Genomic DNA, 15,402 nt, shown 5'->3' on the forward strand with positions numbered 1-15,402 from the left:
ATGGCCGATCTTTCCTCTCTGAAAGACCTCGCCCCGGCATCGGAAGCTTCGGCTCCCGTGCATGTCCGCAAGGTTGACACCCTCGGCCGCTCCTACGCGACCGGCAAGCGCAAGAACGCCGTAGCCCGCGTATGGGTCAAGGCCGGTTCTGGCAAGATCATCATCAACGGCCGCGATTTCACCACGTATTTCGCCCGTCCGGTTCTGCAGATGATCCTTCAGCAGCCGATCGTCGCCGCTGCCCGCACGGGTCAGTTCGACATCATCGCCACCGTTGCCGGTGGTGGTCTGTCCGGTCAGGCCGGCGCCGTTCGTCACGGTCTGTCCAAGGCCCTCACCTACTTCGAACCGGGCCTGCGCTCCGTTCTGAAGAAGGGTGGCTTCCTGACCCGCGACAGCCGCGTTGTCGAGCGTAAAAAGTACGGTAAGGCCAAGGCCCGCCGTTCGTTCCAGTTCTCGAAGCGCTAATCGCTTCTCAGAACGGTTCGTTCAGAACTTCGAAAGGCGGGGCTTCGGCTCCGCCTTTTTTTTCATAATCGCCTCCCTTGTTTTTTTAGCAGGAAGACAGCAACCTCGGCGCAAATCGCAATGGGGTGATCAATGCCGTCCAAAACCATCGACCATGCCTTCACCGCAACGACCCTGACATCGGCCGCCACCGACCCGACCCATGCGGGCGTCCTCTCCTTCATGCGGCGCAAATATACCAAGAACCTCAAGGGTGTATCGACGGCCATCTGGGGCATCCCCTTCGATGCGGCCACCTCCAACCGGCCGGGCGCCCGTTTCGGGCCGCAGGCCATCCGCCGCGCCTCGGCGATCTTCGACAATGATCCACAATATCCTTTCGCGCGTGATCTTTTTGCCCAAATGCCGACCATAGATTACGGCGACTGTCTGCTCGATTACGGCAATCACTGGAAGACACCTGATACGATCGAAAAGGAAGCGCGAAAGATCATCTCCAAGACAGATTATCTGCTGACGCTCGGCGGCGATCATTTCATTACCTGGCCGCTTTTGAAGGCGCATGTCGCAAAGCACGGCCCGCTGGCGCTGGTGCAGTTCGACGCACATCAGGACACCTGGTTCGACGACGGCAAGCGCATCGACCACGGCTCCTTCGTGGCGCGCGCCGTGCGCGACGGGCTGATCGACCCCGACCGCTCGATCCAGATCGGTATCCGCACCCATGCGCCCGACGATTTCGGCATTCGCATTCTCCATGGTTACGAGGTGGAGGAAATGCGGGCAAGCGATATCGCCTCGCTGATCGTCAAGCACACGGCCGGCATGCCCGCTTATCTGACCTTCGATATCGATTGCCTCGATCCCGCATTTGCGCCGGGAACAGGCACGCCAGTCGCTGGCGGGCCGACCAGTGCGAAAATTCTCTCCGTTTTGCGCGGGCTTGGACAGCTCGATATTCGCGGCTCGGACGTGGTGGAGGTCGCGCCCGCCTACGACCATGCGGATATTACCGCCATTGCCGGAGCGACCGTTGCAATGTATATGCTTGGCCTGCGTGCCGAACGGCTGGCGAAGGCTGGCTGACAAAGATAACGGCGCTTGCCAAACTGATTCCGAATACCCTCGCAACACTCTGAAAAGTCAGGACAAGGACATGACAGCGAAGATCTTCATCGATGGCGAACACGGCACCACGGGTCTGCAGATCCGCACGCGCCTTGCCGGTCGCCGCGATATCGAGCTGCTGTCCATACCCGAGGCCGAGCGCCGCAATGCGGCGATGCGCGAGGATATGCTCAACAATGCCGACATTTCGATCCTCTGCCTGCCGGACGATGCTTCCCGGGAAGCGGTCTCGATGGTGGCCGGCAATAACAATGTCCGCATTATCGATACCTCGACCGCCTATCGTGTCCATCAGGACTGGGCCTATGGGTTTGCCGAAATGGATAAGGAACAGGGCGAGAAGGTTCGTTCCGCCCGCCTCGTCGCCAATCCGGGCTGCTATCCGACCGGCGCGATCGCCCTTCTGCGCCCGCTGCGCGCCGCAGGCCTCCTGCCTGACGGTTATCCGGTCAGCGTCAATGCGGTTTCCGGTTACACTGGCGGCGGCAAGCAGATGATTGCCCAGATGGAAGACCAGAGCCGCGATGACGCCATCAGCGCCAATAATTTCCTTTATGGCCTGACGCTCAAGCACAAGCATGTGCCGGAGATGACCATTCATGGTCAGCTCGACCGTGCACCGCTGTTTTCGCCCTCCGTCGGTCGTTTCCCGCAGGGGATGATCGTGCAGGTGCCGCTTTTTGCTGCCGACCTGAAGGAAGGCACGACCATCGAAACGATCCACGCGGCGCTGACCGCCCATTATGCGGGCCAGGACATTGTCAGTGTGGTGCCGCTTGCTGAAAGCAAGGGGCTCTCCCGCATCGATGCGGAGGAACTGGCGGGCAAGGATACGATGAAGCTTTTCGTCTTCGGTACGCCCGGCGATGAGCATATCAACCTCGTGGCGCTGCTCGACAATCTCGGCAAGGGCGCGTCTGGCGCAGCGGTACAGAACATGGAGCTGATGCTCTCTGCATGAGACTTTTCTCATGAAGATTGCCCCGCCCTCTTTTCCGGCCTCGTGGAATATCGAGGCCGCGAAATCTATTGCCGATACGCCGGCCGGGGTGGTGTACGAGCTTACGCGCGGCGATGGTTCCCTCGCTGTTGCCAAGGTTCTGAAAAAGAAAGTATTGAAGGACAGCCTTCGCGGCGCGGATTTCATCGCATGGCGCGCCGGCATCGGCTGTGTGGAACTGCTCGACCGCTCCGACGATATTCTGCTGATGGAACACGCCGGTACGGAGACCCTGCGCGACCTGCTGTTTCGCGACGGCAACGACGACGCCACGACGGAAATCGCCGCCGATGTCCTGCTAAAATATCATCAGCCATCGCAGCAGAAGCCGCCTTCAAGCCTGCTGACGCTGCCGCTCTATTTCGAGAGCCTGTTTCGCAAGGCCGAGCAGGATCGCACCGACGGCATGGACAGCCCCTATATCGAGGCGGCCACGCTGGCGCAGGCGCTGATCGACCGGCAGCGGGATGTGAAGCCGCTGCACGGCGATCTGCATCACGAAAACATCATGCGCAGTGAACGCGGCTGGATCATCATCGACCCGGCCGGCCTGATTGGCGATGCGGCCCTCGATGTCGCCAATATGTTCTCCAACCCACTCGACCGTTTCGACCTTACCCGCAGCGAGGCGCGTATCGCCTCCATGGCAGCGATTTTTGCGAAGGCCCTGCAACGGGACGAAAAGCTATTGCTGCAATATGCTTTCGCTTATGGCTGCCTTTCCGCTGCGTGGCACGAAGAGGACGGCAATGCGGAAGAGCGCGACAACGAACTCGCCGTCGCGGCCGCCATCAAAACGGTGCTCGGGCAGTTCTAAGCCGCCTCAGTCCCTGACTTCGACCGCAACGGGGGCCGGATATTCGCCAATGAAACCGCGCCAGTGGGCGACGGCGAAACCCAGCACAATCAGCGCCATGCCCTGATGGGCGAGCGCCACATGAATATCCACATGCATGAGCAGCGTGGTGATGCCGAGCCCCGCCTGAATGGAGACGAGCACGAAGAACAGCACCGCCCGGCGGGCATGTGGCGTACTGGGCAAGGCGCGGGCCATCGACACCATATGCCAAAGCGTGGCGGCAAAGAGCGTATAGGCGCCGAGGCGGTGGACGAATTGCACCGTCTTGGGGTTCTCGAAGAGGTTGATCCACCAGGGTTGTTGCAGGAAGAGATCGCCCGGCACCAGTGAGCCGTCCATTAGCGGCCAGGTATTGTAGGAAAGGCCGGCATTCAGCCCCGCCACCAATGCGCCGAGATAGATCTGGAAGAGACAGAGCACAGTCAGCAGCGCGGCAAAGCCCCTGCCCGTCTTTTCGTCGGCGGCGTCGGGCGAGTGGTGCGACAGGCCGCGCAATATCCACATGCAGCCCGCAAAGATGAGGCAGGCAATGGTCAGATGCGTAGCAAGCCGATATTGCGAGACATCCGTGCGGTTGACGAGGCCTGACGATACCATCCACCAGCCGATGAAGCCCTGAAAACCGCCAAGCGCCAGAAGGCCAACGAGCGGCAGGCGCAGGCGCTTTTCGACGCGGCCGGTCAGCCAGAAAAAGGCGAGCGGCAAAGCGAAGATGAGGCCGATGGTGCGGGCAAGCAGGCGATGCGCCCATTCCCACCAGAAAATCGTCTTGAACTCGTCGAGCGACATACCCTTGTTGATTTCCTGATATTGGGGAATGCGCTTGTAGAGCTGGAATTCCTCTTCCCATTCGGCGACGGAAAGCGGCGGAATGGCGCCATGGATCGGCTTCCATTCGGTAATCGACAGGCCGGATTCGGTAAGCCGCGTGGCGCCGCCGACGAGGACCAGACAGAAGAGCGTGAAGAGCACGACGCGAAGCCAGATGCGCAGCAGGCGGCGGTCCTTCTCCTGTTTCTGCAGGGCAGCCTCCACCACCATATCCGCAGAACCATTTGCCATCGTCATGCCGCTCGAACGCATCTTTCAGGTCTCCCTCATACAGTCATGTTGATTAGCCCCAACCGGCACCACAAAACAAGGCCTCAGGGTTTGCGGCATCCGGTCGCGGCGGTATAGTCGGCCAGTTGTTCAATCACGGAAGATTTCATGCACCCTCGCCTCAGATCGCTCATCGGCACTATCGTCATCATCTGCCTCGTCGTCGTTTACGCCGTGGTGGCGACGGCCATTGCATCGGCGGCGCTGGCGCAATCGCCCTGGTGGGTGCATCTCGCTTATTTCGTGCTGACCGGAATCCTGTGGGTTCTGCCGGCGATGCTGATCATCAAATGGATGGCCGGACCCAAAAAACAGGGTTAAGCGCCGGCCATTGCATGACACCCTGAGGTCGCAATTTTATAAACCGATTGTTTGCCGCTCAGCGATATAGTCCGACCGAAACAACCGGAGAGAGTGGATGGCGGCTGAGGGGCCGGTCTTTATCAGCGACGAGCAAGCGCCGACCGCCGTGCAAAACGAGCGGCGGGGTGCTGATCGTCTGTTGATCGATCTGGTCGATGACGCCTCCACCATCCGCGTCGACTGGGAGCGGCTGGAAAACGATCCGCTCAATTCGCTGCATCAGAGTTTCGGCTGGTGCTCCATCTGGGCACAAACGCAGGATAGCGCGCTCCTGACGCTTCGCGGCCGGCAACGCGGCAAGACGATCTTTCTGCTGCCTCTCGAAATCGTAATGGAAGGCGGCGTTCGCAAGGCGCGTTTTCCCGGCGGCCGTTTCAACAATATCAATACGGGGCTTTTCGACCCCTCCTTTGCCGGACAGGCCGGACAGGAAATCGCGGCGGCGATTGCCCGGGAGGCGCGGAAGCTGTTGCATGGTCGAGCCGATATTCTGGCTTTGCACAACATACCGCTGAGGTGGCGCGACAGGACCAATCCCCTCTCGCATCTTGCTTCCGTCGAGAACCAGAATCCGGCCTTCCAGCTTCCCCTGCTCGAAAGTTTCGAGGCCACGCTTCGGCAGGTCAATGCCAAGAGGCGACGGAAGAAATTCCGCATCCAGAGCCGAAGGGCCGAGGAAATGGGCGGCTACAGCCATATGATCGCTCAATCGCCACAGGAAAAATGCGAAATGTTGCAGGCGTTTTTCCGCCAAAAGGCCGCCCGTTTCGCCTCGCAGGGCATTCCGGATGTGTTTCGCGATCAATCGGTGAAGGATTTCTTCTACGATCTCGCCAATTTCCCACAGACAGGCACGGACAGCCTGCTGGAGCTGCACGCCATTCGCCTGCATGGCGAAAACGAGGGCGTCATCGCCGCGATAGCCGGCCTTTCACGCAAGCAGGATCACATCATCTGCCAGTTCGGTTCGATCGATGAATCCGTTTCGGAACTCAGCCCCGGTGAATTGCTGTTCTGGTTGATGATCGAAAGGGCCTGCCGCGAAAAGGCGGCAATCTTCGATTTCGGCGTCGGCGACCAGCTCTACAAGCGCAGTTGGTGCCCGCTTTTCACCGTGCAGCACGATATATTCCTGCCGGTGACGTTGAAGGGTCGTGTTGCGGCCTCGGCCTATGTCGCCATCGCCCGGACGAAGAGCCTGATCAAATCCAATCCGGCGCTTTATGCGTTGATACAGCGGTTTCGCGCCGGACGGCCGAAGATGGACAGCGCCGCCGACTGAGTTGCCGGCGCTGTAGGTATGCGGCGCCTCAGGCCGCGCTCAGATGGTCCGGCTTGCGCATGCCGGTCAGCGGCAGCGCCTGTCCATAACCCTCGGCAACCAGTTCACCGAGCGTCTTTTCCAACAATTCGCTATCCTTGCCCGGAACCGAGACGATAATTTCCGCCGGCAGGTTGCGCAGCATTTTCCCGAGGCTCGAGATCTGTACCGCGCCGCACTCGACGAGGACGGTATCATAAGCGTCGGAGAGCGCCCCGAGGATCATCGTCAGACGGTCAATCGCACGCATGGCCTCGCGCGGCTGCGCATTGCCACGCGGCACAATATGGGCGTCGGACAGGCGGTCGCCGTGAATGGTTTCACCAAAGGCGGCCGCGCCCGCCAGAAGGTCCATCACACCGGGAAGTCCAGCCTCCGGCGCCATCAATCGCGTCGGACAGGCTGACGCCGTCATGTCGACGAGAACGACCGAACGACCCATTTCGGACAGAGCACGCGCCAGCATGACGGTCGTGGTCGAACCGCTATCACCGGCCGGAGACACGATCGCGGCGACCGGCTTGGCAAGGCGGGTAGCCAGGAAACCTGCAACGGCGCTAATGGAGAAGTCGTCATTGGCGTCGACCTCCTCCTCCACTGCCTCCTCTTTCGCGGCCGTGACATCCTCCACCGGCAAGGCCGGTATGGCGGCCGCAGCGGCGGCGGCCGGTACACGCCGTTCTTCCTCTTCGGCAACGGGCTGGTATGCGGCGACCGGCATGGCTCGCACAGCAGGCTGAATGGCTTCATGGCGCGCGACTACAGGCTGTTCCGACACGTCCGTCGTTTTGTCCGGATCGGCTGGGGAACGGGAAGGAGAAGGCGGATCGGAGAGCGGCGGAACTTGGTTCCTGCCCAACGGCTTCAAGGCCCGGCCGGTGAAGAGCTCCACCAGCATGACGACGATGCAGGACAGTAGAAAGGCCGCCAACGTCACGACGATGGTGATGGCGCCGGTCTTCGGGAAATAGGGTTCGCGCGGTTCCACCGCCGTCGAGATGACGCGCGCATCGGCCGGCGTGGAATCCACCGAACCGGCGCGCGAAGTCGCTTCGCGGTAACGGGCAAGATAGGTCTCCAGAAGCTGCCTTTGCGCAGAAGCTTCCCGCTCCAGATCGTTGAGACCGACCTGCTGTTCGCCGGCACGAACGCTTTCCGATTTCAGCATGTTCAGCTGCTGAACCAGTTGCCGTTCCCGCAGACGCGAAACATTGGCCTCGTTTTCGAGACTTGCCAGCACCTTGCGGGTTTCTTCCTGAATCTGCCGCTGTATGCCGTCAAGCTGATTGCGCAGCGCACGGATGCGCGGATGGCCTTCCAGCATCGAAGACGAGAGATCGGAAATCTGGCTGCGGATCGTCGTCTCGTTTTCCTTCAGCCTCTGGATCGTCGGGGAACCGACGACATCGGGGAAAGTATCAAGCGGACGGCCGTTAGCAAGCGCGCTGCGCACGCCTTCCGCCCGCGCTTCCGCATTGGCGCGCTCGCCACGGATACGGCCAAGTTCGGTGGAGATATCGCTGAGCTGGCGGGTGGCAAGCGTTTCGCCCTGCCCCGCCGAGAGAAGATCGGCGGAGGCGCGGTAATCCGCAACCTTCCTGTCGGCCTCGCGCACCTTTTCGCGCAGATTGGCGATTTCCGGCTCCAGCCAGCGCGCCGCTTCCGTGCTTGTATCCAGCTTTGCGCCGCTTTGCAGGGCGATATAGGCCTTCATCATCGCATTGGGGATGGCGGCGGCGAGCTTCGGGTCCTGCGAGGAAAACTCGACAGTGATGACGCGCGAACTTTCGACCTGATAGACCTGCAGCTTTTCCCGGAAGGCCGTCAGCACCCGCTCCTCGGGCAACACCTGAAGCGGGTCCTTCTTGACGCCGACGGCGACCAGCAGCTGCGAGATGAGCGAAGGATGGGCCTCCGGATCGAACTCATCAAGCTCATAAAGCTTCATGTCTTTCGCGACCTGTTTGATGAGATCGACCGATTGCAGGATCTGCACCTGGCTGGAAACGGTCAATTCATCAAGAACCGGCTCGGCGGGCGCATTGGACTGCTGCGAGGCGCCGAAGGAGGCCGTGCGGGATTCGATGAGCACGCGCGCCTCGCCCTTATAGGCAGGCGACATCATGCTTGAGATCACGAAGGCGGTGCCTCCGGCCAGAAGCGTGATCGCCGCGATCCGCCCCTTGCGCTGCCATATGGCTGCGACAAGCTGCGCAAGATCGATATCCACATCCCTGTCGTCAATGCGATCGCCGTTCATGCAGGCTCCGTAACCGAGACAAACCTCGGGCGTTCAAATATAGATGGTCAATTTTCGCGAAGCTTAAGTCTTGCGGGTAACACAACAGTTAATCCCGGAGAATCCGACGAAATAAAGCCGATATTACCATCGCTCGCGCCGGCTGTTTACCGCACATTAACCCTAACAGAACGATAAGAATGATCAAAGATCGACTCGGAGCCAGATGAGATGCCGCTCGCCGGATCACGACATGTCACCGCACTGACGCTCGCCGTTTTGACGGCCCTTTCCGGCTGCGCGGCATATCAACCCGCGCCGAGGTCCTTTAACGAGGCTGCGCTGCAACCCTATCATGTCGATAGCGGCGACAGGCTGCGCATCAACGTGTTCGAGCAGGCCGGGCTGACCAACACCTATACGGTCGACCAGGCCGGTTATGTCGCCTTCCCGCTCGTCGGTCAGGTTCCCGCACGCGGCAAGACGCTGCCGCAGCTCGAAGCCGCCATAGCCGCCAAATTGCGGCAGGGTTACCTTCGCGATCCAGACGTGACGATCGAGATCGACCGTTATCGCCCGGTCTTCATCATGGGCGAAGTCGGTCGTCCCGGCCAATATTCCTATGTGCCGGGCATGACCGCGCAAAACGCCATAGCCATTGCCGGCGGCTTTACTCCGCGCGCCAATCAGGCCGATGTCGACATTACCCGCAAGATCAACGCCGAGGTGATGACCGGCCGGATCGGGATCACCGCGCCCATTCTGGCGGGTGATACCGTCTATGTGCGTGAACGCTTCTTCTAAGAACGGAGTGGCGCACGTGTCGGATGACGGCCCTCCCCTGCGTATCATTCATTGCTTCCGCTCCCCGGTGGGCGGTGTTTTCCGCCATGTGCGCGACCTCATCGAAGAACATGTGAAGCAGGGCCACAAGGTTGGCATCGTTTGCGACAGTTCCACCGGCGGCGCGCATGAGGAGCGGCTCTTCGCACAGATCACCCCGATGCTGGAACTCGGCCTCACCCGCCTGCCCATCAGGCGGTCCATCAGCCCCGGCGACCTCATGGCGCTGTGGAAATCCTACAAGCACATCAAAAGTTTGCGGCCGGACATTCTGCACGGACACAGCGCCAAGGGTGGCGCTCTTGCCCGGCTGATCGGCTCACTCCTGCGGGCGAACAGGTATCGCGTAGCCCGCCTCTATTCACCGCATGGCGGCAGCCTGCATTACGCCAGAAACAGCCTCAAAGGGCAGCTCTTCCTGCGGCTGGAGCGGTTCCAGGAACATTTCACCGATGCGCTCTGTTTCGTCTGCAATTTCGAGCAGGCGACGTATGAAGCCAAGGTCGGCAGGCCGCGCACCCGCACCGCGATGATCTATAACGGCGTTCAGGAAAGCGAGTTCGAAACCGTACCCGCGCGCGAAGACGCAGCCCGTTTTCTCTATATCGGCATGTTGCGCGACCTCAAGGGGCCGGATGTCTTCATCACGGCATTTGCAAAGATGGAACGGAGTCTCGGCAAGCCCATGTCCGGCGTGATTGTGGGCGACGGACCGGACAGGGACAAATATGCGGCGATGATCGACAAGGCTGGGCTTTCCCGGCGTATTTCCATGCATGCGGCCATGCCCGCCAGACAGGCCTTCGAACTGGCGACGACGGTGGTGGTGCCTTCGCGCGCCGAAGCCATGCCCTATATCGTGCTGGAAGCGCTTGCGTCGGGAAAGACGGTCATTGCCTCGCATGTCGGTGGCATTCCCGAAGTCCTCGGAGAAGACAGCGAAGCGCTCGTACCGGCTGGTGACGCCGACGCGCTTGCGCGGATCATGGTCAAGGATGCCGAGGACGCCGACTGGGCGCAGCGGATTATGCCTCGTCCCGACAGCTTCAAAGCGAAATTTTCAACCCCGGTCATGGCGGATGAGATGATGAAACTCTATCGCGGCCTGTTATCCACCTGATAGTCATTTCAAAAACACGATTTTTAATTGTATATTCCGGCCATCCTGTAGAAAATCATCATAAACGTTTCTTAGCATGTTTCGGCTAGTTTCCTGCTCGTAGAGCGCGTGCGCCCATTCGGATGCATAAAAGGCGCTCTGCCACTTTGAGGTTGCGCATCGTTCCGTTCGAAAATTCAATGCGATTTTCAGGCCGATGTGCTGGAGGGTGCGGACCAAGGCAATGACCAAGACTGACAAGGACAGAATGCAATTCGATCTGGCGTCATTGCGCAAGAAACTCTCTGACCATGAAGCCGGCGGGTCTTCGGCGTCCGAAACGGTCGTTCTCAATCCGCTTGCACGGCAGATCGCCAACCAGCTTCGCGCCGGCAACCATTCGCCCAATATGGTGATCGGGCAATTGCGGCTTCTGGAATTCACGATGCTCGTCGTCATCGCCGCCATCGTCAACGGCATCGCGGCCGATCGCGGTCTCGAAACCTTTCTGTCGGTTTTCGGCGGCGGCGTATTGGGGGCGGCGCTCTGCGTGTTTCTGTTGCAGGCCGGTGACTGCTATCAGCTTCCGACGCTGCGCACGCCGCTGAAGATGTTCGCCCGCATTCAGGGCGCGGTGTGCCTCTCCTTCGTGGGAATTGCCTGTTTCCTTCTCCTTTTCTTTCCCGATGCGCTGCATTCCTGGCAAGCCTTTGGCGTCTGGTATGCAACGGCTGCGGTCGCGATCTTCGCCGGGCGGCTGATCCTCGGTTTCGCCATTCGCCATTGGGGCCGCAACGGCGTCATGGAACGCCGCGCCGTCATCGTTGGCGGCGGCGATACCGCCAAGGACCTTATCCGCTCGCTGGAGCAGCAGTCCGACAACGATATACGCATCTGCGGTATCTTCGATGACCGGAAAAGCGCCCGCTCCCCCGAAGTTGTCGCCGGTTATCCCAAACTCGGAACCTTTGCGGAGCTGGTGGAGTTCGCCCGCCTGACGAAGCTGGACATGCTGATCATCGCCCTGCCGCTCAGCGCCGAGGCGCGCATTCTCCAGCTTCTGCGCAAACTTTGGGTGCTGCCGGTCGATATCCGCATTGCGGCGCATGCCAATAAATTGCGTTTCCGCCCCCGTGCCTATTCCCATGTCGGCAAGGTACCGATGCTCGATGTGTTCGACAAGCCGATCCGCGACTGGGATTCGGTGGCGAAACGGGTGTTCGACATCACCTTCAGCCTCATCGGCATCGCCCTCTTATGGCCGGTGATGGTGGGGGCGGGAATTGCCGTGAAAACCACCTCGAAAGGCCCGATCCTCTTCAAGCAGAAGCGCCACGGCTTCAACAATGAGACGATCAATGTCTGGAAGTTCCGTTCCATGTATACGGAGCTCGCCGACCCGACCGCGAAAAAGGCCGTGACAAAGAACGATCCGCGCGTGACGCCCGTCGGCCGCTTCCTGCGCAAATCCTCTATGGACGAATTGCCGCAGCTTTTCAACGTTCTTTACGGCGATCTTTCGCTCGTCGGGCCGCGCCCGCATGCCGTTCACGCCCAGACGGGCGACTTGAAATATACCGAGGTGGTGGAGCACTATTTCGCACGCCACAAGGTCAAGCCCGGCGTCACCGGCTGGGCGCAGATCAACGGCTGGCGCGGCGAGATCGACCATGGCGACAAGATCAAGTTCCGGACCGAATATGATCTCTATTACATCGAGAACTGGTCGCTGTTTCTCGATTTGAAGATTCTGTTCCTCACGCCGATACGGCTGCTGAAATCGGAAAACGCCTATTGACCCACACCGGTTACCAGCACGCGGCGGGTTTTGACGCACCTTTGGCCACCATGCGGCTCATCGGTGCGTTCTTCATCGCGTTTGGCGTGTTCCTTTCCGGCTTCGTCATCTCCGAGCCGGCGCCTTATGAGTTGATGATGGTGGGACAGGTGGCGCTCTGGTTCCTGCTCGGCCTTCGCCTTTCGCGCACCGTCGTCCTGCTTCTGTGCCTGCTGCTTGCCTTCAATGTCGGCGGTTATCTTTCGCTCACCACCATGGCCGATCTGGATGAGGGACCGCTTTATCTCGCCGTCTCGACCTTTCTGGCGCTGACATCGGTTTTTTACGCGGCGATCATCGAGGACAAATACCAGCGGCTGCTTTTGATTTTCCGGGCCTGGCTTGCCGCGGCGCTGATCACCGCCCTGCTCGGCATCATCGGATATTTCCACGCTATTCCGGGTTTCGAGGTCTTCACCCTCTACGACCGCGCCAAGGGCGCATTTCAGGACCCGAATGTTTTCGGCCCCTTTCTGGTGACCCCGTCGCTTTATCTGATCTACGGCCTCCTCACCGGCAAAGCGATGCATGCGCCTTTACGGATCGTCGGGCTACTCATCCTGTCGCTCGGCATTTTTCTGTCATTCTCGCGCGCGGCCTGGGGCTTGTTTCTGTTTTCCACCATCCTCCTCGTTTTCGTCATGCTGCTGAAAGAACGAACGGCCGCCTTCCGTCTGAAGATACTCGTGTTGTTTCTCGTCGCCGCGGGCCTCATGGTCGCGGCTATTATCATCGCGCTGCAGTTCAAACAGGTGGCCGATCTGTTCCTTAGCCGCGCCTCTGCGGTGCAATCCTATGATGGTGGGCATCTCGGCCGTTTTGCCCGCCACTATCTCGGCTTCCTGCTCGCAATGGATCATCCCCTCGGCATTGGCCCGATGGTGTTCGACAATATCTTTCCCGCTGCCGAACATAATATCTGGCTGAAGAGCCTGACGACGCATGGCTGGTTCGGCTTCGTGATCTATCTCGTGTTGATCTGCTGGACCGTTGCCGCCGGTTTCAGGCATCTGCTGCGGCCACGCCCCTGGCAGCCGTTCCTCATCATTTCCTGGGTTACTTTCGTGGGACATGTGATGATCGGCGCCGTCATCGATACCGACCACTGGCGGCATTTCTTCCTGCTGCTCGGCATATTGTGGGGGTGCATGGCGCTGGAAAAACGTGAAAGCCTGCGCCGCCGCGCACGCGCCGCGTAAAGACCTACCCTTACGGAACCTTACACCATTTCATGCGTTTAGCCCCCGATTCCGATTGTCAAAAGGGGAGACATCTTATGACGCAGACCAATAATCTCTATCTCATTATCGGCGCCCTCATCGTGGTCATTGCCGGTCTCGGCATCTATGTCTGGCACGAGGAGAGCAAGCCGAAGGGAATAGAGATGAACATCGGCCCGAACGGCGTCTCCGTTCAGGAGAACTGATCCGCAAGCGTCGCGCAAAGTCCGGCCATTAAGACCGAGTGCATCCCAAGCCGAACGCGGCCGGGATTCGCCCGGTCTTCTTATGAGAGGAGACGAAAGGCGGGATCGATGCCCGCCGAGCCGGTTCGGTACGAATGATGCGTATCGCCCGATCAAGGAAACAGCTAGCGCAATGGTCTCCTCCATCGACCTGTCCACACGCCTCACCGCAACCAGAATGGCCCTCAAGGCCATCAAGGAGCAGGAAGACAATCCCGCCGTCACGTCCTCATCCTCCACTCGGACGTCTCTGCTCGGTTCCTACGGGCTCGACACCGCCAACTCCTCCTCGTCCACCAATACCAGGCTCACGCAGCTTCTGGCGCAATATGCCCAGACCTCGAACGAGGATACGCAGACCGACGACACGGATACCCGGCTTTCTTCCGGCGATATTACCAAGGCCGATTTCATGAAGGCGCTGAAGGAGACGCTGGAAGAACTGACCGCGGATCCGGACAAGGCTTCGCAGGCAAAGGCCATGCTGGAGGCTTTGACGGCCGGCACGCTGACCATCTCCGATCCCGCCGAAGGCGCGCAGGTCAAAGCTTGGGACGTGGCCGCAGATACAAAAAGCACTTCCGGCCCTGCTATGAATATCGCCGTGACGGGATGGAGCGACTTTCTGAAAGACCATCTCAAACGCGACGGCTCGACCTATGCGAGAAGCGAAACCGGCGCCTATGTCGATACCATCTCTGGCGACAACGCGTTTTTCGGCAGCGTCGGCAGCCGCTATTATTATCTTACCTGGCCACAGGCGAAAAACGGCACTTTGACCGTATAAGCCGCATTCCCGGATGGCTGCGACATGGAACATGCCGCAGCCTCGCTTTCAACGCCCGTTCAGGCGGCAGGCGCGGCAGCCGGTTCGGCTCCGCCGGAAAGCGCCTTTTGTAACTGCGCTTCCTGCGCCGGCGACAGCGACGTCTTGATGACACGTCCGCGCAGACCTTCGAATTCCGCCAGTACCTTTTCCGGCTGCACCTTGCGGATCAGCACGAACAGCGCCGAAGAACCATTGGGAATGGTCTCGCCGAGCGATTTGATGAAATCGTCATCGATACCGAAATCCGTCAGCGAACCCGCAAGAGCGCCCGTGCCCGCACCGATCGCGCCGCCGATGGCAAATCCCGCCAGCGGGTTGAGGAACAGCAGGCCGACAAGGCCGCCCCAGAGGCCGCCGGACAGGAAACCGGAGCTTGCACCTATCGCCGTCAGATTGACGCTCTGCTTCAGATGCACCTTGCCGTCTTCATCGCGAACGACAACCACGGCATCTTCCAGATCGACCAGATATTCCTTTTTCAGGCCAGCAAGCTTCAGAAGCACCCTGTCGGCCACTTCCGTTCCGTCAAAACCAACAACGACAAGTTCAGACATAGTTCGTCTCCCTGAGTTTCAATTCCGCTGCGATTGAACGCCGAAGCGGGCGGCTTGTTCCGGCAATGATGGAAAGAGGATGTGTCATGCGTTTGACGACCGCCCGTCCGGACTGCTTCAGCCCTTCTACCATCCACATCCTTTGCTCCTTTTTTTATGAAAAGACCATTTTCCGCTTGCGCCCTAACAGGCTTATATATAAACGGCTTTCAGGTTCGGAGCGTAGCGCAGCCCGGTAGCGCACTTGACTGGGGGTCAAGGGGTCGTGGGTTCGAATCCCGCCGCTCCGACCATTA

At 59.8% G+C, this 15,402-nt stretch carries 15 protein-coding genes and 1 tRNA gene; 13 read left to right on the top strand and 3 right to left on the bottom strand.

Translation table 11 applies throughout. The features are described from left to right. The 4 genes from rpsI (at position 1) to PL597_RS16660 (ending at position 3,413) form a co-directional block, all read left to right on the top strand. Positions 1-468, top strand: coding sequence for a 30S ribosomal protein S9 (gene rpsI, locus PL597_RS16645; protein ID WP_003521540.1), 468 nt, complete (start codon positions 1-3; stop codon positions 466-468). Between the two features lie 132 nt (positions 469-600). Continuing rightward, the gene (speB, locus tag PL597_RS16650) at positions 601-1,554 is read left to right on the top strand and encodes an agmatinase (RefSeq protein ID WP_077982463.1); all 954 of its coding nucleotides are present in this window, start codon (positions 601-603) and stop codon (positions 1,552-1,554) included. A 70-nt stretch (positions 1,555-1,624) separates the two neighbouring features. Continuing rightward, complete coding sequence (argC, locus tag PL597_RS16655) at positions 1,625-2,557, top strand: N-acetyl-gamma-glutamyl-phosphate reductase (RefSeq protein WP_269825738.1); 933 nt, start codon at positions 1,625-1,627, stop codon at positions 2,555-2,557. Between the two features lie 10 nt (positions 2,558-2,567). Further along, positions 2,568-3,413: an aminoglycoside phosphotransferase family protein gene (locus tag PL597_RS16660; protein ID WP_271365757.1), complete on the top strand. Its 846-nt coding sequence runs from the start codon at positions 2,568-2,570 to the stop codon at positions 3,411-3,413. A gap of 6 nt (positions 3,414-3,419) precedes the next feature. On the opposite strand, the gene PL597_RS16665 is transcribed toward PL597_RS16660, so the two are convergent. Next, the gene (locus PL597_RS16665) at positions 3,420-4,523 is read right to left on the bottom strand and encodes a COX15/CtaA family protein (protein WP_165691202.1); all 1,104 of its coding nucleotides are present in this window, start codon (positions 4,521-4,523) and stop codon (positions 3,420-3,422) included. 141 nt (positions 4,524-4,664) lie between these two features. On the opposite strand from PL597_RS16665, the gene PL597_RS16670 reads away from it, so the two are divergent. Further along, on the top strand, positions 4,665-4,877 hold the full coding sequence (locus tag PL597_RS16670; RefSeq protein WP_020811154.1) for a DUF2842 domain-containing protein: 213 nt from the start codon (positions 4,665-4,667) through the stop codon (positions 4,875-4,877). A 97-nt stretch (positions 4,878-4,974) separates the two neighbouring features. Next, complete coding sequence (gene uppA, locus PL597_RS16675; protein ID WP_271365758.1) at positions 4,975-6,201, top strand: polysaccharide biosynthesis GNAT family N-acetyltransferase UppA; 1,227 nt, start codon at positions 4,975-4,977, stop codon at positions 6,199-6,201. Positions 6,202-6,229: 28 nt separating this feature from the next. On the opposite strand, the gene uppB is transcribed toward uppA, so the two are convergent. Then, positions 6,230-8,500, bottom strand: a complete 2,271-nt coding sequence (uppB, locus tag PL597_RS16680; protein ID WP_269824274.1) for a polysaccharide biosynthesis protein UppB — start codon at positions 8,498-8,500, stop codon at positions 6,230-6,232. A gap of 210 nt (positions 8,501-8,710) precedes the next feature. Here uppB and uppC point away from each other — a divergent pair, with 210 nt between their 5' ends. From uppC to PL597_RS16710, 6 genes are all read left to right on the top strand, one after another. Next, positions 8,711-9,283: a polysaccharide export protein UppC gene (gene uppC / locus PL597_RS16685; RefSeq protein WP_080790905.1), complete on the top strand. Its 573-nt coding sequence runs from the start codon at positions 8,711-8,713 to the stop codon at positions 9,281-9,283. 16 nt (positions 9,284-9,299) lie between these two features. Then, the gene (gene uppD, locus PL597_RS16690; RefSeq protein ID WP_170985482.1) at positions 9,300-10,442 is read left to right on the top strand and encodes a polysaccharide biosynthesis type 4 glycosyltransferase UppD; all 1,143 of its coding nucleotides are present in this window, start codon (positions 9,300-9,302) and stop codon (positions 10,440-10,442) included. Between the two features lie 223 nt (positions 10,443-10,665). Continuing rightward, the gene (gene uppE, locus PL597_RS16695) at positions 10,666-12,219 is read left to right on the top strand and encodes a polysaccharide biosynthesis glycosyltransferase UppE (protein ID WP_137410175.1); all 1,554 of its coding nucleotides are present in this window, start codon (positions 10,666-10,668) and stop codon (positions 12,217-12,219) included. Next, the gene (uppF, locus tag PL597_RS16700) at positions 12,216-13,457 is read left to right on the top strand and encodes a polysaccharide biosynthesis O-antigen ligase family protein UppF (RefSeq protein WP_077982473.1); all 1,242 of its coding nucleotides are present in this window, start codon (positions 12,216-12,218) and stop codon (positions 13,455-13,457) included. Before uppE ends, uppF begins: the two co-directional genes overlap by 4 nt. A 77-nt stretch (positions 13,458-13,534) precedes the next feature. Next, entirely contained in the window at positions 13,535-13,684 is a 150-nt protein-coding gene (locus PL597_RS16705) for a hypothetical protein (RefSeq protein WP_003521552.1), read from the top strand. Positions 13,685-13,856: 172 nt separating this feature from the next. Further along, entirely contained in the window at positions 13,857-14,510 is a 654-nt protein-coding gene (locus PL597_RS16710) for a hypothetical protein (protein WP_271365759.1), read from the top strand. A gap of 59 nt (positions 14,511-14,569) precedes the next feature. Here the strand turns inward: PL597_RS16710 and PL597_RS16715 are convergent, their stop codons facing one another. Next, positions 14,570-15,106, bottom strand: a complete 537-nt coding sequence (locus tag PL597_RS16715) for a DUF1269 domain-containing protein (protein WP_142912597.1) — start codon at positions 15,104-15,106, stop codon at positions 14,570-14,572. Between the two features lie 216 nt (positions 15,107-15,322). Here PL597_RS16715 and PL597_RS16720 point away from each other — a divergent pair. Then, positions 15,323-15,399, top strand: a tRNA-Pro gene (locus tag PL597_RS16720). Positions 15,400-15,402: the final 3 nt, after the last annotated feature.

It is taken from the genome of Agrobacterium sp. ST15.13.013 (genome assembly GCF_027956525.1).
GTDB classification, from domain to species: Bacteria; Pseudomonadota; Alphaproteobacteria; order Rhizobiales; family Rhizobiaceae; genus Agrobacterium; species Agrobacterium salinitolerans.

What these genes read in the sequence shown, in the direction of transcription:
- uppA (WP_271365758.1), top strand. Translation starts at nt 4,975, where the DNA reads ATGGCGGCTGAGGGGCCGGTCTTTATCAGCGACGAGCAAGCGCCGACC.
- PL597_RS16670 (WP_020811154.1), top strand. Translation starts at nt 4,665, where the DNA reads ATGCACCCTCGCCTCAGATCGCTCATCGGCACTATCGTCATCATCTGC.
- PL597_RS16665 (WP_165691202.1), bottom strand. Translation starts at nt 4,523, where the DNA reads ATGACGATGGCAAATGGTTCTGCGGATATGGTGGTGGAGGCTGCCCTG.
- PL597_RS16715 (WP_142912597.1), bottom strand. Translation starts at nt 15,106, where the DNA reads ATGTCTGAACTTGTCGTTGTTGGTTTTGACGGAACGGAAGTGGCCGAC.
- uppB (WP_269824274.1), bottom strand. Translation starts at nt 8,500, where the DNA reads ATGAACGGCGATCGCATTGACGACAGGGATGTGGATATCGATCTTGCG.
- PL597_RS16705 (WP_003521552.1), top strand. Translation starts at nt 13,535, where the DNA reads ATGACGCAGACCAATAATCTCTATCTCATTATCGGCGCCCTCATCGTG.
- uppE (WP_137410175.1), top strand. Translation starts at nt 10,666, where the DNA reads ATGACCAAGACTGACAAGGACAGAATGCAATTCGATCTGGCGTCATTG.
- speB (WP_077982463.1), top strand. Translation starts at nt 601, where the DNA reads ATGCCGTCCAAAACCATCGACCATGCCTTCACCGCAACGACCCTGACA.
- PL597_RS16660 (WP_271365757.1), top strand. Translation starts at nt 2,568, where the DNA reads ATGAAGATTGCCCCGCCCTCTTTTCCGGCCTCGTGGAATATCGAGGCC.
- uppC (WP_080790905.1), top strand. Translation starts at nt 8,711, where the DNA reads ATGCCGCTCGCCGGATCACGACATGTCACCGCACTGACGCTCGCCGTT.
- PL597_RS16710 (WP_271365759.1), top strand. Translation starts at nt 13,857, where the DNA reads ATGGTCTCCTCCATCGACCTGTCCACACGCCTCACCGCAACCAGAATG.
- rpsI (WP_003521540.1), top strand. Translation starts at nt 1, where the DNA reads ATGGCCGATCTTTCCTCTCTGAAAGACCTCGCCCCGGCATCGGAAGCT.
- argC (WP_269825738.1), top strand. Translation starts at nt 1,625, where the DNA reads ATGACAGCGAAGATCTTCATCGATGGCGAACACGGCACCACGGGTCTG.